Genomic DNA, 21725 nt, shown 5'->3' with positions numbered 1-21725 from the left:
GCCTTCATAGTTTGGTGATGATGGCAGAGAGGTCACACCCGTTCCCATACCGAACACGGAAGTTAAGCTCTCTAGCGCCGATGGTAGTTGGGACCTTGTCCCTGTGAGAGTAGGACGTCGCCAAGCAAAAACCTAAGTCGTTTCGACTTAGGTTTTTTTGTATACATTTTTATTTGCCAAATGTAGTAATCCATAAATTTAGTAATGCTAAAAAAGAAAAAAGAAGAGGCTGTTTAAAATAATAGTGATTTGTTTTGGTTTTCCAGGTTTTCCGAACGAACCTAGAATAGTTCCGATAATGGGACTAATTATTTCTATAAGCAGTATAGGTTTGAAGTAATGATAGTAGAAAAAGTGAGATGTTATAAAGGAAGATTCAATAATTGCACCAGTTACTGCGATGAAAAAAAACAAATATGATCATATATTAAGGTTCTGCATAATTAATCCACCTATAAATTAGTGTGAACTTATAGTAATAGTATCATGAGCTTCACTTAAATATACAAAAAATGATATTACTTAAACCTTAATTTGATTACTTCTTCTTATGCTAAGGTTATACATGGTATGAATTTGAAAATAAATAACTGTTATTGTGATAAATTTAGAAAATGAAATTCAATTAAATCCTGGTTAAGGTATTTTATCGCTACACGGCTAGATCTTCATATGATTGCATCTTATACGCCTATCCTAATTCCCTTTCCCACTTGCATATATTTTCACTTCTTCTTTTGAATATAACTAAAACACGAACGATATCAATAACTAATAAAAAAACATTCGATTATTTGTTGACATGGCTTATGAAATGTTGTTAATATATCCATAGAAACAATATTATATCGCACCTCATATAATCGCGGGGATATGGCCTGCAAGTCTCTACCTAACGACCGTTATTCGTTAGACTATGGGGGAAAGTCACTCGGTATTTTTCTATTCACAAGGGATACGTATGCCTGAGTAGAGCGCTTTCTCTCATAGTAAAAGAGAAACTGTTCTATTTCAGGCTTTTTTTATTTGAATCGGGGGGATTCTAATATGAAATCACTAGTTGGAATCATAATGGGAAGCACGTCAGACTGGGAAACAATGAAATATGCTTGTGACATTTTAGATGAATTACACATTCCGTATGAGAAGAAAGTTGTATCCGCTCATCGGACTCCAGATTATATGTTTGAATATGCAGAAACAGCTCGTGAACGTGGGTTAAAAGTTATTATTGCTGGAGCTGGAGGAGCCGCTCATTTACCAGGGATGGTTGCGGCGAAGACAAATCTTCCTGTAATCGGTGTTCCTGTTCAATCAAAAGCGTTAAATGGTTTAGATTCTTTACTGTCTATCGTTCAAATGCCAGGAGGGGTTCCAGTTGCGACTGTTGCGATTGGTAAGGCTGGTTCAACAAACGCAGGACTACTTGCTGCACAAATACTTGGATCATTTCATGATGACATACATGATGCATTAGAACTGAGACGAGAAGCAATTGAGAAAAATGTGCGTGAAGGTAGTGAGTTGGTATGACAAGAATCATTTTACCGGGAAAAACAATTGGCATTATTGGTGGTGGCCAGCTTGGAAGAATGATGGCGCTAGCAGCGAAGGAAATGGGTTATAAAATTGCTGTACTAGATCCGGCAAAGCATTCACCATGTGCACAAGTTGCTGATATTGAAATTGTTGCATCTTATGATGATTTGAAAGCGATTCAGCATTTAGCGGAAATAAGCGATGTTGTCACATATGAATTTGAGAATATTGATTATAGATGTTTACAATGGCTTGAAAAACATGCGTATTTACCACAAGGCAGTCAGTTATTAAACAAAACGCAAAATCGTTTTACAGAAAAGAATGCAATCGTAAAGGCTGGTTTACCAGTAGCACCATATAGACTTGTGAAGAAGCAAGATGAACTTTTAGAAGCAATTACGGAACTTTCCTTTCCTTGTGTGTTAAAAACAACAACAGGAGGATATGACGGAAAAGGGCAAGTTGTTTTAAGAAGTGAGACGGATGTTGTAAGAGCATGGGAGCTTGCCAGTCAAGCTGAATGTATTCTTGAAAAATGGGTGCCATTTGAAAAAGAAATATCAGTTATTGTAACTCGTAGCGTAAGTGGTGAAACGAAGGTATTTCCAGTAGCTGAAAATATTCACGTTAATAACATCTTACATGAATCCATCGTACCAGCTCGTATTACAGAAGAGCTTTCACAAAAAGGAATTGAATATGCACAGGTACTAGCGGATGAACTGCAGCTTGTGGGAACACTAGCGGTAGAGATGTTTGCTACGGCAGATGATGAGATTTATATTAATGAATTAGCACCAAGACCTCACAATTCAGGACATTATACAATTGATGCATGCGAAACGAGTCAATTTGGGCAACATATTCGAGCAATCTGTAATTTACCTCTAGGAGAAACAAATTTGTTAAAACCAGTTGTCATGGTAAACATTTTAGGCGAACATATAGAAGGGGTCCTAAAGCAAGTGAATAGATTAACCGGGTGCTATTTACACTTGTATGGAAAAGAAGAAGCAAAGCTGCAGCGTAAAATGGGGCATGTAAATATTTTAAATGAAAATGTTGAAGATGCTTTAGACAAAGCGCAAGAATTGCATATTTGGGACCATCAAGAACAACTTTTGGAGGGAAAAAGATGATTAGTCGTTATACACGCCCTGAAATGGGTGCGATTTGGACGGAAGAGAACAAATTTAAAGCGTGGTTAGAAGTTGAGATTTTAGCATGTGAAGCATGGGCCGAACTTGGTGATATCCCAAAAGAAGATGTGAAAAAAATTCGTGAACATGCATCATTCGATATGGAGCGTATTTATGAGATTGAAAAAGAAACACGTCATGATGTAGTTGCTTTCACTCGTGCTGTATCAGAAACACCAGCATTAGGTGAAGAACGCAAATGGGTACATTACGGTTTAACATCTACAGACGTAGTAGATACAGCTTTATCTTATATCTTAAAACAAGCAAATGAAATTCTACTAAACGACTTAGAAAATTTCATTACTATTTTAGCTAACAAAGCAAAAGAGCATAAGTACACAATTATGATGGGAAGAACACACGGTGTTCATGCAGAACCAACAACATTTGGTTTAAAACTTGGTCTTTGGTATGAAGAAATGAAACGTAACTTAGAACGTTTCAAACAAGCAGCTGATACAGTTCGCGTTGGTAAATTGTCTGGTGCAGTTGGTACATACGCGAACATTAATCCATTCGTAGAAAAATATGTTTGTGAAAACTTAGGGTTAGAAGCAGCTCCGATTTCAACACAAACATTGCAACGTGATCGTCATGCACATTACATGTCAACACTTGCATTAATCGCAACATCTATTGAGAAAATGGCAGTCGAAATTCGTGGTTTACAAAAGAGTGAAACACGTGAAGTGGAAGAGTCATTTGCGAAAGGACAAAAAGGTTCTTCTGCAATGCCACATAAACGAAATCCAATCGGTTCTGAAAATATGACTGGTTTAGCTCGTGTTATCCGTGGTTATATGATGACATCTTACGAGAATGTTCCATTATGGCATGAACGTGATATTTCACATTCTTCTGCGGAACGTATTATCTTACCAGATGCAACAATCGCATTAAACTACATGTTAAATCGCTTTGGTAATATCGTGAAAAACTTAACGGTATTCCCAGAGAACATGAAGCGCAATATGCAAAGAACATACGGTTTAATTTACTCTCAACGTGTAATGCTTACACTAATCGACAAAGGTATGGTACGTGAAGAAGCTTACGATATCGTACAGCCTAAAGCGATGGAAGCTTGGGAGACACAAGTACAATTTAAGGAGCTTGTAGAAGCAGATGAGCGTATTACAAGCAAATTAACACAAGAAGAAATCAACGAATGCTTTAACTACGAGCATCACTTACAACACGTTGATACAATCTTTGAACGTCTTGGATTAAACTGATAATTTTATATGGCACAGAATAGAGTCATTCTGTGCCATTCTTTATAAAAAAATTATTCATATTTTTCAAACTACAGGGGGCTTGCGAAATGCAAAAGCTAGAATTGCTGTATGAAGGTAAGGCAAAAAGAATTTATCGTACAGAAGCAGCAGATATGGTTTGGGTAGAGTACAAAGATAGTGCTACTGCTTTCAATGGGGAGAAAAAAGCGACAATTACAGGAAAAGGTCGTCTGAACAATGAGATTACAACTCTTTTATTCAGAAAGTTACAAGAAGTGGGAATTAAAACACATTTTGTTGAGAAGCTGTCAGATACAGAACAGCTTGTGAAAAAAGTAAGTATTATTCCATTAGAGGTTGTCACAAGAAACGTAATTGCAGGAAGTCTTTCAAAACGATTAGGAATGGAAGAAGGAACTGTACTTGCAGCACCAATCGTAGAATTTTACTACAAAGATGATGATTTAGGAGATCCGCTTGTAACAGAAGATCATATTCGCGTATTAAACGTTGCAACGCCAGAGCAAGTAAGTACATTAAGAGAAAAAGCTCTACAAATCAATCAAGTATTGATTGAGCACTTCGCAAGCTGTCGTGTAAGATTAGTAGATTTTAAATTAGAGTTTGGTGTAACAGAAGAAGGCGAAATCGTATTAGCAGATGAAATTTCACCAGATACTTGCCGTTTATGGGATGAAGAGAGCAATGAGAAATTTGATAAAGATGTATTCCGCCGTGATTTAGGCAATTTAACAGAGGCATATGAAGAAATTTTAAAACGTTTAGGGGGAGCTTCACATGTATAAAGTTAAGGTATATGTAACATTAAGAGAGAGCGTATTAGATCCACAAGGAACAGCAGTGAAAGGTGCTCTTCACAGTCTTTCCTTTACAGAAGTACAAGATGTCCGCATTGGTAAATATATGGAGTTAACAATCGATAAATCAGTAACTGATCTGGATAGCAAGGTAAAAGAAATGTGTGAAAAACTATTAGCGAACGTTGTAATGGAAGATTTCCGTTACGAAGTTGAGGAGGTTGTCGCACAGTGAAATTTGCCGTAATCGTTTTTCCAGGTTCGAACTGTGATGTTGATATGTTTCATGCAATTAAGGATGAGCTTGGTGAAGAGGTAGACTACGTTTGGCATGATGCAGAGAATTTAGATGAGTATGATGCAATTCTTTTACCAGGTGGATTCTCTTACGGTGATTATCTTCGCTGTGGTGCCATTTCTCGCTTTGCAAATGCAATGAAGGCAGTGCAAAAAGCTGCTGAGCAAGGAAAGCCGATTTTAGGTGTATGTAATGGATTCCAAATTTTAGTTGAATCAGGATTACTACCAGGTGCATTAATGCGAAATGAAAACTTGAAGTTTATGTGCCGTACAGTTCAGTTACGTGTGGAAAATAATGAAACAATGTTTACGTCGCAATATAAACAGGGTGAAGTAATCGATATTCCAATCGCACATGGCGAAGGAAATTACTACTGCGATGAAGCAACTCTTAAAGAATTAGAAGAAAAGAACCAAATTGCATTCCGTTATGTAGACAATCCAAACGGAAGCGTTTCAGATATTGCAGGTATTGTAAATGAAAAAGGAAATGTACTTGGCATGATGCCACATCCAGAGCGTGCTGTGAGTGAATTGCTTGGCGGCGCTGAAGGTTTAAAAGTCTTTCAATCTATTTTGAAACATTGGAGGGAAACATATGTCGTTAATGCTTGAACCAAATCCAACACAAATTAAAGAAGAACGTATATATGCGGAAATGGGGCTAACAGACGAAGAGTTTGCCATGGTTGAAAAGATTTTAGGTCGTTTGCCGAACTACACAGAAACAGGTCTTTTCTCTGTTATGTGGTCAGAGCACTGTAGTTATAAAAACTCAAAACCAGTTCTTCGTAAGTTTCCAACAACAGGAGAGCGTGTACTACAAGGACCTGGAGAAGGTGCAGGGATTGTAGATATCGGTGATAACCAAGCGGTTGTATTTAAAATGGAAAGTCATAATCACCCTTCAGCAATTGAGCCATATCAAGGCGCGGCAACGGGTGTTGGTGGTATTATTCGCGATGTATTCTCTATGGGAGCACGTCCAGTAGCATTATTAAACTCACTTCGCTTCGGTGAACTACAATCACCACGCGTAAAATATTTATTTGAAGAAGTAGTTGCAGGGATTGCAGGATATGGTAACTGCATCGGTATTCCAACTGTGGGCGGAGAAGTACAGTTTGATCCATGTTATGAAGGCAACCCGCTTGTAAATGCAATGTGCGTTGGTTTAATTAATCATGAAGATATTAAAAAAGGGCAAGCGCACGGTGCTGGTAATACGGTTATGTACGTAGGTGCTTCAACAGGACGCGACGGTATTCACGGTGCAACTTTCGCATCGGAAGAACTATCTGAGAGTTCAGAAGCAAAACGTCCAGCAGTACAAGTAGGCGATCCATTTATGGAGAAACTTCTTATTGAAGCATGCCTAGAGCTGATCCAATCTGATGCTCTTGTCGGAATTCAAGATATGGGAGCTGCCGGTTTAACATCATCTTCTGCAGAAATGGCAAGTAAAGCAGGAATGGGTATTGAAATGTACTTAGACGATGTACCACAACGTGAAACAGGTATGACACCATATGAAATGATGTTATCTGAATCACAAGAACGTATGTTGATTGTGGTAAAAAAAGGTAGAGAACAAGAAATTGTAGATTTATTTGAAAAGTACGGACTTGCGGCAGTTACGATGGGGAAAGTAACTGAAGATAAAATGCTTCGATTATTCCATAAAGGTGAAATGGTAGCGGAAGTTCCAGCAGATGCATTAGCAGAAGAAGCACCAATTTATCATAAGCCTTCAAAAGAAGCAGCGTACTTTAAAGAGTTCCAAGAAATGAAGATGGAAACACCAAAAGTAGATAACTATAAAGGGACATTACTAGCTCTATTACAACAACCAACGATTGCAAGTAAAGAGTGGGTATATGATCAGTACGATTATCAAGTGCGCACAAGCACAGTTGTTACACCAGGATCAGATGCGGCAGTTGTACGTGTACGTGGTACAGAGAAAGCATTAGCAATGACAACAGACTGTAACTCTCGCTACATTTACTTAGATCCTGAAATGGGCGGTAAAATTGCAGTAGCAGAAGCTGCACGTAATATCGTATGTTCTGGTGGAGAACCACTTGCAATTACAGATTGCTTGAACTTTGGTAACCCAGAAAAACCAGAGATTTTCTGGCAAATTGAGAAGTCAGTAGATGGTATGAGTGAAGCTTGTCGCACATTACAAACTCCAGTTATCGGCGGAAACGTATCAATGTACAATGAACGTAGCGGTGAAGCTGTATATCCAACACCGACTGTTGGTATGGTAGGTCTTGTTCATGACTTAAAACATGTAACAACACAAGAGTTTAAGCAAGCTGGCGATCTTATTTATGTAATTGGTGAAACAAAAGCTGAGTTTGGTGGAAGTGAATTGCAAAAGATGGTATACGGTAAAATCTTTGGTCAATCACCAAGCATCGATTTAGAAGTAGAATTAAAACGCCAAAAACAATTACTAGAAGCTATTCAAGCGGGACTTGTTCAATCTGCACATGACGTTGCAGAAGGAGGATTAGCAGTTGCGATTGCTGAAAGTGCAATTGGTGCGAAACACTTAGGTGCTACTGTGAAATTAGATGGGGAAGCAACAGCGGCATTATTCTCGGAATCACAATCACGCTTTGTCGTAACAGTAAAACGTGAACAACAAGAAGCGTTTGAGAAATCAGTAGAAGCAATTCAAGTTGGAGAAGTCACAAATACAAATGAAGTAACAATTCATAATGAAGAAAATGAAGTATTACTTATAGCAAATGTTGATGAAATGAGAAAGGCTTGGAAAGGGGCAATCCCATGCTTGCTGAAATAAAGGGGTTAAATGAAGAATGTGGCGTTTTCGGAATTTGGGGGCATGAAAATGCAGCACAAGTTACGTACTACGGATTGCATAGTTTGCAGCACCGTGGGCAAGAAGGCGCGGGCATTGTTGTCAATAACGGGGAGAAAATTGTTGGCCATAAGGGGTTAGGTTTAGTATCAGAAGTGTTTTCAAGAGGTGAACTAGAAGGCTTAAATGGAAAATCAGCAATTGGACACGTGCGCTATGCGACAGCAGGCGGAAGTGAAGTAGCAAATGTGCAACCATTACTATTCCGTTTCTCTGATCATAGTATGGCGTTAGCTCACAACGGAAATTTAATTAACGCAAAAATGCTTCGCCGTGAATTAGAGGCAGAAGGAAGTATTTTTCAAACAAGTTCAGATACAGAAGTACTGCTTCATTTAATTAAACGTAATACAAAAGGTTCACTAATCGAGAGCGTAAAAGATGCATTGAACAAAGTAAAAGGCGCATTTGCGTATCTTTTACTAACAGGAAACGAAATGATTGTTGCACTAGATCCGAATGGATTCCGACCACTTTCAATTGGGAAAATGGGGGATGCGTATGTCGTAGCATCTGAAACATGTGCTTTTGATGTAGTTGGTGCAACATACATTCGTGATGTAGAACCTGGAGAACTACTTATCATTAATGACGAGGGTATTCAAGTAGATCGTTTTACAAACGAAGTAGATCATGCAATTTGTAGTATGGAATACATTTACTTTGCTCGTCCAGATTCTAATATTGCTGGCATTAACGTTCATGCAGCACGTAAAAATATGGGAAAACGTTTAGCGATGGAAGCTCCAATTGAAGCAGATGTTGTAACAGGTGTTCCAGACTCTAGTATTTCGGCAGCGATCGGTTATGCAGAAGCAACAGGAATTCCATACGAATTAGGATTAATTAAAAATCGTTACGTTGGTCGTACCTTTATCCAACCTTCTCAAGAATTGCGTGAGCAAGGGGTAAAAATGAAGCTTTCAGCAGTACGAGGCGTGGTTGAAGGAAAGCGTGTTGTAATGATTGACGATTCCATTGTACGAGGAACAACAAGTAAACGTATTGTGCGCATGCTTCGTGAGGCAGGAGCGACAGAAGTACATGTGAGAATTGCTTCTCCGCCACTTAAGTATCCATGTTTCTATGGAATTGATATTCAAACGAGAAAAGAATTAATTGCAGCAAATAACTCTGTAGAAGAAATACGTCAAATCATCGGTGCAGATTCTTTAACATTTTTAAGTGAAGATGGCTTAGTAGATGCAATTGGACGTCCATATGAAGGGAAATACGGCGGCTTATGTATGGCTTACTTTAATGGAGATTATCCAACAGCTCTTTATGATTATGAGCAAGAGCTTTTAGAAAGTATGAAATAAAAAGGCGAGAAGCTTCTACTTCATTTTAAGTAGAAGCTAGCTTTTTCCTAAAACATACTCTATAAAGAGAGTGCCCGCTTGGGTGGGAGAAATTAAAAGACGAGGTGTAAAAAACGATGGCGAATGCATATAAGCAAGCAGGAGTAGATATTGAAGCTGGATATGAAGCGGTATCTCGCATGAAAAAACACGTACAAACAACAATGAGAAAAGAAGTACTAGGCGGTCTTGGCGGTTTTGGAGGTATGTTTGATCTATCAAAATTTGCATTAGAAGAACCTGTATTAGTATCTGGAACAGACGGCGTGGGTACAAAATTAATGCTCGCTTTTATGATGGATAAACATGACACAATTGGTATTGATGCAGTAGCGATGTGTGTAAATGATATTGTTGTCCAAGGGGCAGAACCGCTTTTCTTCCTTGATTACATTGCTTGCGGTAAAGCAGAACCTAGTAAAATTGAAAACATCGTCAAAGGTATATCAGAAGGTTGTCGCCAAGCGGGTTGTGCATTAATTGGTGGAGAGACAGCTGAGATGCCAGGTATGTATTCCACTGAAGAGTATGACTTAGCTGGTTTTACTGTTGGAATTGTTGATAAAAAGAAAATTGTAACAGGTCAGTCTATTGAAGCTGGTCATGTATTAATTGGTTTAGCATCTAGTGGTATTCATAGTAACGGGTATTCTTTAGTACGAAAAGTGTTATTGGAAGACGGACAGCTATCTTTAGATCGTATACAGGGTCGCTTAGAACTACCTCTTGGTGAAGAACTATTAAAACCAACGAAAATTTATGTCAAACCTATTTTAGAACTATTGAAAAAGTATGAAGTGTATGGCATGGCACATATTACAGGTGGCGGCTTTATTGAAAATATTCCACGTATGTTGCCGGAAGGAATCGGTGCAGAAATTGAACTAGGTTCTTGGCAAATTCAACCGATTTTTAGCTTGCTTCAAGAGGTTGGAAAATTAGAAGAAAAAGAAATGTTCAATATTTTTAACATGGGTATTGGTATGGTAGTTGCAGTAAAAGAAGAAGATGCAAAAGCTGTTGTTCAACTTCTTGCAGAACAAGGAGAAAAAGCACATATTATTGGACGTACTGTAAAAGGATCAGGTGTTACTTTTAATGGAGGCGCAGAACTATGAGTAGATTGGCAGTCTTTGCCTCTGGAAGCGGCTCTAACTTCCAAGCACTAATTAATGCAGTGGAAGAAAAAAGATTACATGCTGAAATTAGTTTGCTAGTATGTGATCAACCTGAGGCACGTGTTATCGGACGAGCGTATTATCATCATGTTCCATGCTTTGCTTTTTCAGCGAAAGAATATGAATCAAAAGAAGCATTTGAAAATGAGATATTAAAAAAACTGCGAGAATACGAGATTGATTGTGTTATTTTGGCAGGATATATGCGTCTTATCGGGTCAACATTATTAGAAGCCTATGGTGGGAAAATCATTAACATTCATCCATCATTATTACCGAGTTTTCCAGGGAAAGATGCTGTTGGTCAAGCATTAGAAGCGGGTGTGAAAGTAACTGGTGTGACAATTCATTATGTAGATGCAGGGATGGATACAGGACCAATTATCGCACAAGAAGCAGTAACAGTTTCTGAAACGGATACGAGAGAGAGTTTACAAAAGAAAATTCAGCAAGTTGAACATAGATTGTACGTAGATACGGTGAACGAAATCGTTCAATTTATAGAAGAGCCAACTGTTAAATAACATTCAACTAGGGGTGAAGGATAAATGAAAAAGCGTGCATTAGTAAGTGTTTCGAATAAAACAGGGGTTGTAGAATTTGTTAAAGGATTACTTGAACAAGGGATTGAAGTTATTTCAACAGGCGGAACGAAAAGATTATTAGAAGAAAACGGCTTACAAGTCATCGGGATTTCTGAAGTAACAGGTTTCCCAGAAATTATGGACGGACGTGTAAAAACATTACATCCAAACATCCATGGTGGTTTACTTGCAGTACGTGATAATGAAACGCATGTGGCGCAGATGAATGAATTAGGCATTCAGCCAATCGACTTTGTTGTTGTAAACTTATACCCATTTAAAGAAACAGTTGCTAAACCTGATGTGACATTTGCTGATGCAATTGAAAATATTGATATCGGTGGTCCAACAATGATTCGTTCAGCTGCGAAAAATCATAAATTTGTATCAGTAATCGTTGATCCAACAGATTATGATGTTGTACTAGCTGAGTTAAAAGAAAACGGTGAAGTTACAGACGAAACAAAACGTAAATTAGCAGCAAAAGTATTCCGCCATACAGCGGCATATGATGCATTAATTTCAAACTATTTAACTGAACAAATGGGAGAAGAAAGTCCAGAAACATTAACGGTAACATTCGAGAAAAACCAAGATTTACGTTACGGAGAAAACCCACATCAAAAAGCAACATTCTATAAAGCACCATTTGCAGCAACTTCTTCTGTTGCATATGCAGAGCAGTTACATGGAAAAGAGCTATCTTACAACAATATCAATGACGCAGATGCAGCGCTTAGCATCGTGAAAGAATTTACAGAACCAGCAGTGGTAGCAGTAAAACATATGAATCCATGCGGAGTTGGTGTTGGTACTGATATTCATGAAGCATATACACGTGCTTACGAAGCAGATCCAGTATCAATCTTTGGCGGCATTATTGCAGCGAACCGTGAAATTGATAAAGCTACAGCAGAAAAATTACATGAAATTTTCTTAGAAATTATTATTGCACCTTCCTTCTCAGAGGAAGCATTAGAAGTGTTGCAAAGTAAGAAAAACTTACGCCTTTTAACTGTAAATATTGAAAAAGCAGTAAATGCAAGTAAAAAATTAACTTCTGTACAAGGTGGCCTTCTTGTTCAAGAAGAAGATACGCTAGCGCTAGATGAAGATGCAATTACAGTTCCAACAAAACGTGAACCAACAGAGCAAGAATGGGCCGATTTAAAACTAGCTTGGAAAGTTGTCAAACACGTAAAATCAAATGCAATTGTTTTAGCAAAAGATAATATGACAATTGGAGTTGGAGCTGGACAAATGAACCGCGTTGGCTCAGCGAAAATTGCTATTACACAAGCTGCTGATAAAGCACAAGGTAGTGCGCTTGCATCTGATGCATTTTTCCCAATGCCAGATACAGTAGAAGAGGCTGCTAAAGCAGGGATTACAGCAATCATTCAACCAGGCGGATCGATTCGTGATGAAGATTCTATTAAAAAAGCTGATGAGTTTGGCATTACTATGGTGTTCACTGGCGTACGTCATTTCAAACATTAATAGGGGAAGTTTAAAAAGTCCGGCCAAGATAACCTTCTTTTTGAACATGAACGAATAGAAACAAACTAGGGGCATTGCTCCTGGTTTGTACTTATTTGAATATTGGAGGATGACATATGAATGTTTTAGTAATTGGCCGCGGTGGACGTGAGCATGCTTTAGCTTGGAAGTTTGCACAGTCTGAGCAAGTGGAAAAGGTATATGTAGCACCAGGAAATGAAGGTATGAGAGACGTGGCAACGCCAGTTGCTATTGATGAAAATGATTTTGATGCACTTGTTCTGTTTGCGAAAGAGAACAATATAGGTTTAACATTCGTCGGTCCCGAAATTCCGCTTATGAATGGGATTGTCGATCGTTTTGAGGCAGAAGGACTTCGTGTTTTTGGTCCGAATAAAGCAGCGGCTGTGATTGAGGGCAGTAAAGCTTTTACAAAAGAATTGATGAAAAAGTACGATATTCCAACAGCAGCATATGAAACGTTCACGAACTATGAGGAAGCAGTAGCGTATATTCGAAAAATTGGTGCACCAATTGTTATTAAAGCGGACGGTTTAGCAGCTGGTAAAGGTGTAACAGTGGCAATGACGTTAGAAGAGGCATTACAAGCTGTAAAAGAAATGCTGCAAGATGTGAAATTTGGTGAAGCAAGTAAAAAGGTTGTTATTGAAGAGTTTTTAGATGGACAGGAATTCTCTTTAATGGCATTCGTAAATGGAACAACTGTTTATCCAATGGTAATTGCACAAGATCATAAACGCGCTTTTGATGGTGATAAAGGACCGAATACAGGAGGAATGGGTGCATATTCTCCAGTACCACAAATTCCAGAATCAGCGGTTGAAGTAGCGATTGAAACGGTTTTACATCCAACCGCTCAAGCGATGATCAAAGAAGGCCGTTCATTTACAGGCATTTTATATGCAGGTCTTATTTTAACAAACGAAGGCCCAAAAGTAATTGAGTTTAATGCTCGTTTTGGAGATCCGGAAACAGAAGTTGTACTGCCTCGTTTAGACAATGATTTAGTTGATGTATGTAATAGCGTTTTAGATGGAGAAAAATTAGTACTTAAATGGTCTGAAGAAGCGGTTATTGGTGTAGTACTTGCTTCAAAAGGATATCCTGAAGTATATGAAAAAGGCGCTATTATTCGCGGATTAGATACATTAGAAGATGCAATTGTTTTTCATGCAGGTACAGCTATGAAGCGTGGAGATTTCGTAACAAACGGTGGTCGTGTACTATTTGTTGCTTGTAAAGCAAAAGACTTACAAGAAGCGAAAGATAAAGTATATAAAGAAATCGCGAAAATTAAGAGTGATGGGTTATTTTATCGAAATGATATAGGATACCGCGCAATTGCAAAGGTAGATTGCTAGAAGCTAACATGTTTTATGTTAGCTTCTTTTTTTGTTTAGTATTTACTTTCGTTCAAAACATAAAAAGTGGTTTGCTTTATTTTGTATGCAGAAAGCAAGTCCTAATAATTAAAGTAGTATATTATCTAGTTGATCCTGAAATCCCAAGCTTCTCCATCTTCCTGTATAATGTTCGAACACTAATTCCTAAATCAGCAGCAGCCTGTTTTTTTCCTTCATAATCATATCCATAATAATGAAGCTTTTTAATAATACTCTCTTTTTCGGCCTCTTTTAATGTACTGCATTCTTTTGAAGGTGACTGTGGTTGAGTTATATTATGTTGTAGGAATCCCGGTAAGGATGATTGGGTTAATTGGCTACTCTTTTCCATATTCATACTGTATTCTAAAATGTTCTCTAGTTCACGAATGTTCCCAGGCCAGTGATATTGCTTTAACTTTTCTAAAAAATCATCTGTATAAGTTTGAATGAATTTTCCTGTTCTTGTTTGTAATTTTTCAATTAAGAAGGGAACTAGTTTTTTTAAGTCTTCTTTTCTTTCTCTTAATGGTGGTAAATGGATAGGAATAACATTTAGTCTGTAGTAAAGATCGGAACGGAATTGTTTAGATTCCATCAATTTTTCTAATGATTGATTAGATGCAGCGATAATCCGGATATTCACTTTTTTAGGAAGTGTTCCACCAATTCTTTGTACAACACCATCTTGCAGTACTTTCAATAGTTTTGGTTGTAAATGGAGAGGGAGATCGGCAATTTCATCTAAAAATAGTGTTCCTCGATCGGCCATTTCAAAGTAACCTGGTTTTCCTTTTTTCCTTGCTCCCGTAAATGCACCTTCCTCATAGCCAAAGAGTTCACTTTCGAATAAAGATTCAGGAATACTAGCACAATTTATTTCAATGAAATCTCCTCTTTGGAACATGCTCTGTTCATGAATAAGTTTTGCCATTAAGCTTTTTCCCGTCCCTGTTTCTCCAGTAATAACAATAGAGGAAGTACTACTTTTCATATTTTTTAAGATTTCTTTTATGTTTTGCAATGTATGGCTGTTCCCAAGGATATATTCAGTTTGTTTTAATTTCGTGCCCATTGTGGGAGTGGAATAATTGGTTTCATGAATGATAGCAGTAATAATCCCTTTTAATTTTTCCATCCAATAGATAAATTCTTTTTGCTGGTCGATTAACTTCTGTTGTTTATTTTTTGAAAAACTAACGAATGAAAGATAACCGTAGTGGCGTTCATTTTGAATCATGTTTTGTATAATTTCTGCAGTTGATGGACAGCTCTTTTGAAAGTGACAACCATGACACATATTCATATGTCCTGGCTTATGTACAAAGGTAATGGGATGCTCGTATAGTTTTTGGAAAAATGGGAGGTAGACACGTTCTCCTTTTTTCTTTTTATATTCTTCCGTTGAAGAAACTAATAGCCCTTCATGGTTGAAATAGGCGATTTCTATTTGTAAGAGTTCGGAAAAGGTATGAATAATTTTTGTGATTGCTGTGATTGTAGACAATTTAGAACCTCCTTTCTATTATACAACCATTGTATGATAATTCTGAAAAATGAAAAAGTGTCAAACGTTTGTCAAAAATGTCAAACAATCGTATTAAGATTGCTTGCTATGATAAGGATTTTCTATGCAATAACATTGGCATGATTTTTGCTTAATAAAAAGTAGATGTAAATAAAGGGGGCTTTTTTATGGAAAGAGATTATTTTCAATTAAAGGATAAAGTGGCGGTTGTAACTGGGGCGGCATCAGGAATTGGGTATGCGACTGCAACAATTTTTGCTGAAGTAGGGGCTGCCGTTATTCTTTTAGATATTGATGAAGAAAAGGGTATGCAAGCTGCACAGAGTTTACGAGATGAGGGACAGCGAGTAGAGTTTTTGAAGTGCGATGTAACAAGTGAATTAGATTGTAAGAATGTTAGCGAACATATTAGGCAGGTATATGGAAGTGTAGATGTGTTGTTTAACAATGCGGGAATTATTAGAAGAAAAACAGTTGTTGAATTAGAGGAAAGGGAGTGGGATTCAGTTATTAATGTTTCATTAAAAGGTGTATACCTATTATCTAAATATATCATTCCAATTATGGCTGAAAAGCAAGGTGGGAGTATTATCAATACAGGTTCCGGATGGGGGCTAAAAGGAGGCGATAAAGCAGCTGCTTATTGTGCTGCAAAGGCCGGTGTTGTGAACTTAACGAAGGCGATGGCAATTGATCATGGTCCGCAAAATATTCGAGTGAATTGTATATGTCCTGGTGATACAGATACACAGTTACTACGTGACGAGGCGAAGCAATTAAATGTGGAAGAGGGAACATTTTTGAAAGAGTCAGCAACAGATCGACCTCTATCAAGAATTGGTACGCCTCGTGATATCGCAAAAGGTGTTTTATTTTTAGCTAGCGATTTGTCATCTTGGGTGACAGGAACGGAACTTGTTGTTGATGGTGGAGGTTTAGCATAATTGAAAGAATTTTAATAAGGGGGTATTAAGATGACGAAAAAGGTACATCCTTACATTCCAAATATGGTACCTGAAGTAAAGGAAGAGATGTTAAAAGAAATAGGCGCTGAATCAGTGATGGAATTATACGCTTGTATACCGGATGAACTAAAGTTGAAAGAGGAAATGAACATACCAAAGGCGCTTACAGAATACGAGTTGCGTCGCCACATTGAAGGGATATTGTGTAAGAACACGAGTACAAGTGAATATCTAAATTTTCTAGGAGCAGGTTGCTGGCAGCATTTTGTACCAGCAGTTTGCGATGAAGTGAATCAAAGATCGGAATTTCTGACGGCATATGCCGGTGAACCTTACGAGGATCATGGTAGATTCCAAGCGTTATTTGAATATCAAAGTCTAGTAGCTGAACTTGTTGATATGGATGTTGTAAATGTACCGACGTTTGATTGGGGGCAAGCAGCAGCTACAGCGATTCGAATGGCTGCTCGTATTACAAAAAGAACAGAGGTATTAGTAGCGCAAACCGTATCACCTGAAAGAATGAAAATTATTCAAAATTATGGCTCCCCAGATCTTGAATTTGTTTTTGTTAGTTATGATGCTGAGAATGGTCTTCTAGATTTAGAAGATTTAAAGAATAAGATTTCTTCTAATGTGGCAGCCATTTATTTTGAAAATCCTTCCTATTTAGGGTTTATTGAATCACAAGGTATGGAAATTGCGGAAATTGCGAAGCAGAATGATGCACTAGTAGTAGTTGGTGTTGATCCAATTTCACTTGGAGTGTTGGCGCCGCCAAGTCACTATCAAGCGGATATTGTTTGTGGTGATTTGCAGCCACTTGGTATGCACATGAACTATAGTGGAGGACAAGCGGGATTTATTGCTACAAGGGATGAAGAAAAGTTTATTAATGAATATCCTTCACGTCTATTTGGAATTGTGCCAACAGTAAAAGAAGGGGAGTATGGCTTTGGCGATGTGGCTTATGATCGGACATCTTTTGCCCTTCGTGAAAAAGGAAAAGAATCAGTTGGTACACAAACTGCGTTATGGGGAATTACAGCTGGGGTTTATTTATCGTTACTTGGACCGAATGGCATGTATGAATTAGGTCAAACTATTATGCAAAATAGTCAATATGCAGTAAAACAATTGAACAAAATCCCTGGGGTGAGAGGTTCAAGATTAAGTTCTCCATTTTTTAAAGAGTTTCTTGTCGATTTTAATGAGACGGGTTTATCAGTCGAAATCATAAATAAGAAATTACTAGAAAAACAGGTATTTGGAGGAAAGGATATTTCGAAAGAGTTTCCTATATTTGGTCAATGCGCTTTATATTGCGTTACAGAAGTCCATACGAAGGAAGATTTGGATCAGTTAATTGCCGCCCTTCAAGAAATTGTGACGAATTAAAATAAATGAACAGAAAGGAGAATGAACTCATGAAGAAAATTAAAAGGGATAGTAAAGTTCGTGACTTTCATCAAGCAAAATGGAATGAACCAATTATTTTTGAACTTCATCAGCGAGGAGAAAGAGGAGTAGAAGTTCCGACAGCGGATCAAACGATTGTGCAGGAAGTTGGAGATGGAGTTTCAAAGATTCCTCATTCTATGTATAGAAAAGAAAGAGCGAGGCTTCCAGAAATCGGTCAGGCGCGTGTGTTAAGGCATTATGTGAGACTTTCACAAGAGACGTTAGGATCCGATTTTAACGTTGAAATTGGGCAAGGGACTTGTACGATGAAATATATCCCAAAAATTAATGAATTATTAGTACGAAATCCTAAAATAATGGAACTGCATCCTCTTCAAGATGAAAGTACGGTCCAAGGAATGCTAGAGATTATATATAAATTGGATCTTTGTATGAGAGAAATATCTGGTATGGATCATTTTTCATTTCAGCCAAGTGGTGGTACGCAAGCATTATTTGCTATGGCTTCTATTGTAAGAAAATATCATGAATCTCGCGGAGAAGGAGAAAAACGGAACGAAATTATTACAACCATTTTTTCTCATCCTTCACAAGCGGCTACAGCAGCTGTTAAAGGCTTTAAAATCATTACGCTTCATCCCGATAAAGATGGATTTCCTGATCTTGAAAAGTTAAAAGCTGTTGTTTCAGAAAGAACAGCAGGATTTGTTGTAGCGAATCCTGAAGATACAGGGATTTTTAATTCGAAGATTAAAGAGTTTACGAGGGTTGTTCATGAAGCTGGTGGGATTTGTTACTACGATCAAGCAAATGCAAATGGCCTTCTTGGGGTTACTCGGGCGAAAGAAGCAGGATTTGATATGTGTTTCTTTAATCTTCACAAAACATTTGCAGCTCCGCATATGTGTGGCGGACCAGCAACAGGTGCACTTGGAGTGAGCAAAGAGCTAAAAGAATATTTACCTGGACCAATTGTGGAATGCGATGAAGGAAAATATTATTTAAACAATGATCTGAAACATTCCATTGGAAAAGTGCGCGCTTTTCATGGGGTAGCACAAACAATTCTCAGGTCTTATGCATGGATTCGTGCCCTTGGTCCAGAAGGATTAAAAGAAGTGGCGAAAACAGCTGTATTAAATAACAATTATATGTATCACAAAGTACAAAAGATTCGTGGTGCAAGTGCTCCATATGTAAAAGGACAGCGCCTTGAGCAAGTTCGCTATAGCTGGGAAGAGATGAAAAATGCAACGGGTATTACGACAGAAGATGTTCAAAGAAGAATGACAGATTTCGGTTTACACTACTGGACGAGTCACCATCCATATATCGTACCCCAGCCGTTCACGCTTGAACCGACTGAGAGCTATTCTAAGACTGACTTAGATGAGTATATAGCAGCCCTTGAACAAATTTCTAAGGAAGCCTATGAAAATCCCAAAGTCATTCAAAACGCTCCGCAAAATAGTACGATTCACAAATTAGATGAACAGGATTTTCTCGATAATCCGAAAAAATGGTGTATTACATGGAGAGCGTATCAGAAGAAGGTGCAGTTACTAGAATTGATTTGAAGAAAATGGGAAGGCAATCAGAATTGTTTTTGATTGCCTTTCGTTCTATAGCATTGTAATTCTATTATTATAGGTTAAATAGTCAGAATGTTCAGAATAAAAAAGAGGGGACATTGTATATTTTGAAACGAATCACTTGATTTTGCATAGAGTGAATCGGTTATTTTTTAGGAACGTTGCAAAGAGAGAGGTGAGACGATGGATAATTTAGAGACAAAATCAAATATTGGAACACCATCTACTATAGATGGGAAGTTGAATCGTGGCTTAAGGCCACGACATATATCTATGATTGCAATTGGTGGTGCAATTGGTACGGGATTATTTGTTGCAAGCGGTGCTACGATTAGTCAAGCGGGACCAGGAGGGGCATTTGTTGCGTACCTTGCTATTGGGTGTATGGTTTATTTTTTAATGACAAGTCTTGGTGAGATGGCAACATATCTTCCAACGTCAGGTTCATTTGAAACATACGGAACTCGGTTTGTTGATCCGGCATTTGGATTTACACTTGGTTGGAATTATTGGTTAAGCTGGGCTACAACCATTCCGGCTGAGTTGGCAGCAGGTGCGTTGGTTATGAAATATTGGTTGCCAGAATCCTCGGATGTTCTATGGGGGATGCTTTTTTTGGCACTTATATTTTTATTAAATGTACTGTCTGTTAGAGGGTATGGTGAATCGGAGTTTTGGTTTGCTGGTATTAAGGTCGTTACAATTATTCTATTTTTAGTGATCGGTATTTTCATGATACTTGGTATATTCTTTAGCCCGGCAGTAGGGTTTCATAATCTTACGATAGGTGAGGCTCCTTTCAAAGGAGGATTTTTGGCTATAGTTGGTGTTTTTATGATTGCAGGTTTCTCCTTTCAAGGTACAGAAATGGTTGGTATTGCTTCTGGTGAAAGTGAGGATCCAGAGCGGAATGTTCCTCGGGCAATTCGTAGTGTTTTTTGGAGGGTGTTAATTTTTTATGTGTTGGCTATAGCCGTAATAGGGATTATTATTCCATATACAGACCCGAGTCTTCTTAAATCGGATGTGGATCATATTTCTATTAGCCCATTTACTTTAGTTTTTCAAAAAGCTGGACTTGCATTTGCGGCATCATTAATGAATGCTGTCATTTTAACCTCTGTGCTTTCAGCTTGTAATTCTTCTATGTATGCTTCTACTCGCATGCTTTGGGCTCTTGCACAAGAAGGAAAAGCGCCTAAAATTTTGCGTAAGGTAAATAGAAGAGGGGTCCCTACCTATGCTTTGTATGCCAATATTATTTTTGGATTACTTGTCTTTTTATCATCATTCATTGGCGATGGCGTTGTTTATATATGGCTGCTTAATATGACGGGGTTAACGGGGTTTTTAACATGGATTGGAATCGCAATCTGTCATTATAGATTTCGTAGAGCATACGTGGCACAAGGGAGAAGCTTAAATGAACTAACATTTAAGGCGAAATGGTATCCCTTTGGTCCGTTGTTTACGTTAGTATTATGTATCATTGTTATTATTGGACAAGGAAGTGAAGTGGTTTCTGGAGGGGCGATTAACTGGTATGGAATGCTTGTATCGTATATTAGTGTACCGGTGTTTATTATTCTTTAGTTAGGTTATAAGTTTATTAAAAAGACGAAGGTTGTCCCGTTAAAAGAGTGTGACTTTAGCCGAGATGATTTGTGAAACAACCTCTAAATTGATTTTTAAGACAATAGAATATATGAATCTCATTTCTATTCATATTACGCATCCGCAGTTAGCGGGTGCATTTTTGTATGGTTGGATTGTCATCATATATAGTTAGATAGAAAGATAGGAAAAATTATATTGTATGTTGAATGTTTCAAGGAGTTACAATCTGTTTGCATTTTAATTCGCCAATCAACAATAGAAAAATAGAAATAACTAAAGTAAGCGTAGCGCCAATAAGTGGAAGTGCTTGATTATCTCATGGTTTATTTATAAATTGTAGGTGGGGAATATTTGACGCTTACTATTCAGTGTCTTTTTATATTTGATTTGTTGATAAACATTATGAAAAAACTGGTACAAGTTAATAGATGCAATAGGTAAGAGGATCCTAATGGGTTGAAGCGAGGGTTTTACCTATTGTCATCTGTTTTTGCTATAAAGTATTAGAAATCAATAGTATACTGGTATACCCATTTCAGGGAAATCACGCATACCCATACCAGGGAAACCGCCCATGCC

16 protein-coding genes, 1 rRNA gene, 2 pseudogenes and 1 riboswitch are annotated in these 21725 nt (G+C 37.8%); of the genes and pseudogenes, 17 read left to right on the top strand and 2 right to left on the bottom strand.

All coding sequences use genetic code 11. The features are described 5' to 3' along the window. The first annotated feature begins 10 nt into the window (after window positions 1-10). Window positions 11-126: ribosomal RNA gene (gene rrf / locus BPMYX0001_RS01295) — 5S ribosomal RNA — on the top strand. 43 nt (window positions 127-169) lie between these two features. Here rrf and BPMYX0001_RS33730 read toward each other — a convergent pair. Then, window positions 170-414 (bottom strand): annotated as a pseudogene (locus tag BPMYX0001_RS33730) (hypothetical protein). Between the two features lie 421 nt (window positions 415-835). After that, window positions 836-937, top strand: a riboswitch (purine riboswitch). 110 nt (window positions 938-1047) lie between these two features. On the opposite strand from BPMYX0001_RS33730, the gene purE reads away from it, so the two are divergent. From purE to purD, 12 genes are all read left to right on the top strand, one after another. Beyond that, a complete protein-coding gene (gene purE, locus BPMYX0001_RS01290; protein WP_006093209.1) occupies window positions 1048-1533 on the top strand; it encodes a 5-(carboxyamino)imidazole ribonucleotide mutase in 486 nt (161 codons plus the stop codon). After that, window positions 1530-2681, top strand: coding sequence for a 5-(carboxyamino)imidazole ribonucleotide synthase (gene purK / locus BPMYX0001_RS01285; RefSeq protein ID WP_018783508.1), 1152 nt, complete (start codon window positions 1530-1532; stop codon window positions 2679-2681). The genes purE and purK overlap by 4 nt, the downstream gene beginning before the upstream one ends. Beyond that, window positions 2678-3979 carry an adenylosuccinate lyase gene (purB, locus tag BPMYX0001_RS01280; protein ID WP_018783509.1) on the top strand — a complete coding sequence of 434 codons (1302 nt, stop codon included), beginning with the start codon at window positions 2678-2680 and terminating at the stop codon, window positions 3977-3979. The genes purK and purB overlap by 4 nt, the downstream gene beginning before the upstream one ends. An 89-nt stretch (window positions 3980-4068) precedes the next feature. Continuing rightward, a complete protein-coding gene (purC, locus tag BPMYX0001_RS01275; RefSeq protein ID WP_003194587.1) occupies window positions 4069-4788 on the top strand; it encodes a phosphoribosylaminoimidazolesuccinocarboxamide synthase in 720 nt (239 codons plus the stop codon). Beyond that, complete coding sequence (gene purS / locus BPMYX0001_RS01270) at window positions 4781-5035, top strand: phosphoribosylformylglycinamidine synthase subunit PurS (protein WP_000278826.1); 255 nt, start codon at window positions 4781-4783, stop codon at window positions 5033-5035. The genes purC and purS overlap by 8 nt, the downstream gene beginning before the upstream one ends. After that, on the top strand, window positions 5032-5715 hold the full coding sequence (purQ, locus tag BPMYX0001_RS01265; RefSeq protein ID WP_018766466.1) for a phosphoribosylformylglycinamidine synthase subunit PurQ: 684 nt from the start codon (window positions 5032-5034) through the stop codon (window positions 5713-5715). Before purS ends, purQ begins: the two co-directional genes overlap by 4 nt. Then, the gene (purL, locus tag BPMYX0001_RS01260; RefSeq protein WP_033798566.1) at window positions 5699-7918 is read left to right on the top strand and encodes a phosphoribosylformylglycinamidine synthase II; all 2220 of its coding nucleotides are present in this window, start codon (window positions 5699-5701) and stop codon (window positions 7916-7918) included. The genes purQ and purL overlap by 17 nt, the downstream gene beginning before the upstream one ends. Beyond that, window positions 7903-9318, top strand: a complete 1416-nt coding sequence (purF, locus tag BPMYX0001_RS01255) for an amidophosphoribosyltransferase (protein WP_018766468.1) — start codon at window positions 7903-7905, stop codon at window positions 9316-9318. Before purL ends, purF begins: the two co-directional genes overlap by 16 nt. Before the next feature lie 116 nt (window positions 9319-9434). Then, complete coding sequence (purM, locus tag BPMYX0001_RS01250; RefSeq protein WP_003205715.1) at window positions 9435-10475, top strand: phosphoribosylformylglycinamidine cyclo-ligase; 1041 nt, start codon at window positions 9435-9437, stop codon at window positions 10473-10475. Next, window positions 10472-11059: a phosphoribosylglycinamide formyltransferase gene (purN, locus tag BPMYX0001_RS01245; protein WP_033798565.1), complete on the top strand. Its 588-nt coding sequence runs from the start codon at window positions 10472-10474 to the stop codon at window positions 11057-11059. Before purM ends, purN begins: the two co-directional genes overlap by 4 nt. Before the next feature lie 24 nt (window positions 11060-11083). Beyond that, the gene (gene purH, locus BPMYX0001_RS01240) at window positions 11084-12619 is read left to right on the top strand and encodes a bifunctional phosphoribosylaminoimidazolecarboxamide formyltransferase/IMP cyclohydrolase (RefSeq protein WP_003194601.1); all 1536 of its coding nucleotides are present in this window, start codon (window positions 11084-11086) and stop codon (window positions 12617-12619) included. Between the two features lie 116 nt (window positions 12620-12735). After that, a complete protein-coding gene (purD, locus tag BPMYX0001_RS01235; protein ID WP_003194602.1) occupies window positions 12736-14001 on the top strand; it encodes a phosphoribosylamine--glycine ligase in 1266 nt (421 codons plus the stop codon). Between the two features lie 121 nt (window positions 14002-14122). Here purD and BPMYX0001_RS01230 read toward each other — a convergent pair whose 3' ends face one another. Further along, window positions 14123-15529 carry a sigma-54 interaction domain-containing protein gene (locus tag BPMYX0001_RS01230; RefSeq protein WP_006093197.1) on the bottom strand — a complete coding sequence of 469 codons (1407 nt, stop codon included), beginning with the start codon at window positions 15527-15529 and terminating at the stop codon, window positions 14123-14125. Window positions 15530-15717: 188 nt separating this feature from the next. Here BPMYX0001_RS01230 and BPMYX0001_RS01225 point away from each other — a divergent pair, with 188 nt between their 5' ends. The 4 genes and pseudogenes from BPMYX0001_RS01225 (at window position 15718) to BPMYX0001_RS29180 (ending at window position 21197) form a co-directional block, all read left to right on the top strand. Beyond that, window positions 15718-16494, top strand: a complete 777-nt coding sequence (locus BPMYX0001_RS01225) for an SDR family NAD(P)-dependent oxidoreductase (RefSeq protein ID WP_006093195.1) — start codon at window positions 15718-15720, stop codon at window positions 16492-16494. A 30-nt stretch (window positions 16495-16524) separates the two neighbouring features. After that, window positions 16525-17913, top strand: coding sequence for an aminomethyl-transferring glycine dehydrogenase subunit GcvPA (gene gcvPA, locus BPMYX0001_RS01220; RefSeq protein WP_006093193.1), 1389 nt, complete (start codon window positions 16525-16527; stop codon window positions 17911-17913). A 29-nt stretch (window positions 17914-17942) separates the two neighbouring features. Beyond that, on the top strand, window positions 17943-19514 hold the full coding sequence (gene gcvPB, locus BPMYX0001_RS01215; protein ID WP_087944634.1) for an aminomethyl-transferring glycine dehydrogenase subunit GcvPB: 1572 nt from the start codon (window positions 17943-17945) through the stop codon (window positions 19512-19514). Between the two features lie 198 nt (window positions 19515-19712). Further along, window positions 19713-21197 (top strand): annotated as a pseudogene (locus BPMYX0001_RS29180) (amino acid permease). Window positions 21198-21725: the final 528 nt, after the last annotated feature.

It is taken from the genome of Bacillus pseudomycoides DSM 12442, from assembly GCF_000161455.1.
Lineage (GTDB): Bacteria > Bacillota > Bacilli > Bacillales > Bacillaceae_G > Bacillus_A > Bacillus_A pseudomycoides.
This window is presented reverse-complemented; position numbering and strand designations above follow the sequence as displayed.

Excerpts from the sequence above, each read along its gene's own strand:
- purE (WP_006093209.1), top strand. The coding sequence starts at position 1,048 with ATGAAATCACTAGTTGGAATCATAATGGGAAGCACGTCAGACTGGGAA.
- purK (WP_018783508.1), top strand. The coding sequence starts at position 1,530 with ATGACAAGAATCATTTTACCGGGAAAAACAATTGGCATTATTGGTGGT.
- purB (WP_018783509.1), top strand. The coding sequence starts at position 2,678 with ATGATTAGTCGTTATACACGCCCTGAAATGGGTGCGATTTGGACGGAA.
- purC (WP_003194587.1), top strand. The coding sequence starts at position 4,069 with ATGCAAAAGCTAGAATTGCTGTATGAAGGTAAGGCAAAAAGAATTTAT.
- purS (WP_000278826.1), top strand. The coding sequence starts at position 4,781 with ATGTATAAAGTTAAGGTATATGTAACATTAAGAGAGAGCGTATTAGAT.
- purL (WP_033798566.1), top strand. The coding sequence starts at position 5,699 with ATGTCGTTAATGCTTGAACCAAATCCAACACAAATTAAAGAAGAACGT.
- purF (WP_018766468.1), top strand. The coding sequence starts at position 7,903 with ATGCTTGCTGAAATAAAGGGGTTAAATGAAGAATGTGGCGTTTTCGGA.
- purM (WP_003205715.1), top strand. The coding sequence starts at position 9,435 with ATGGCGAATGCATATAAGCAAGCAGGAGTAGATATTGAAGCTGGATAT.
- purN (WP_033798565.1), top strand. The coding sequence starts at position 10,472 with ATGAGTAGATTGGCAGTCTTTGCCTCTGGAAGCGGCTCTAACTTCCAA.
- purH (WP_003194601.1), top strand. The coding sequence starts at position 11,084 with ATGAAAAAGCGTGCATTAGTAAGTGTTTCGAATAAAACAGGGGTTGTA.
- purD (WP_003194602.1), top strand. The coding sequence starts at position 12,736 with ATGAATGTTTTAGTAATTGGCCGCGGTGGACGTGAGCATGCTTTAGCT.
- BPMYX0001_RS01225 (WP_006093195.1), top strand. The coding sequence starts at position 15,718 with ATGGAAAGAGATTATTTTCAATTAAAGGATAAAGTGGCGGTTGTAACT.
- gcvPA (WP_006093193.1), top strand. The coding sequence starts at position 16,525 with ATGACGAAAAAGGTACATCCTTACATTCCAAATATGGTACCTGAAGTA.
- gcvPB (WP_087944634.1), top strand. The coding sequence starts at position 17,943 with ATGAAGAAAATTAAAAGGGATAGTAAAGTTCGTGACTTTCATCAAGCA.